Below are 450 nucleotides of genomic sequence, written 5' to 3'. Positions count from 1 at the left end.
GCTGAACATCGTGGGCTGGCTGATGTTCCACGGCCTGGACGTCGCCGCTGTGCTGGTCATCCCCGGCGCCTGCTACTTCCTGTGGCGCAGGATGAAGGACCGCGGCGCCATCACCGGCCAGCGCTTCGCCTACGACCTGCTGCCGCTGATCTGCCTGATCGTCATCTCCGTGACCGGGCTGCTGCTGACCTTCTCGTCGATCTTCCTGCACGGCGGAGGCTACGAGTTCCTGGCCATCCTGCACATGGTCTCGGTGGTCTTCACGCTCATCTACATCCCCTTCGGGAAGTTCTTCCACATCGTCCAGCGCCCGGCCGCCGTCGGCATGCAGCTGTTCAAGTACACGGCCCGCCGGGACGAGCAGCTCTTCGCCTGCAAGCGCTGCGGGGAGCCCATCGACACCACCCCGTACGTGGAGAACCTGCGCGGCACCATGCAGGACCTCGGGCT

At 65.6% G+C, this 450-nt stretch carries 1 protein-coding gene; it reads left to right on the top strand.

The features are described from left to right. A partial coding sequence (locus IF46_RS0131990; RefSeq protein ID WP_030492138.1) for a hypothetical protein occupies positions 1–450 on the top strand: 450 nt, incomplete at both ends.

Source organism: Micromonospora chokoriensis, assembly GCF_000718555.1.
Taxonomy (GTDB): Bacteria; Actinomycetota; Actinomycetes; order Mycobacteriales; family Micromonosporaceae; genus Micromonospora; species Micromonospora chokoriensis_B.
Note: the sequence above shows the minus strand (reverse complement) of the source record. Positions and strands in the feature narration are given on the sequence as shown.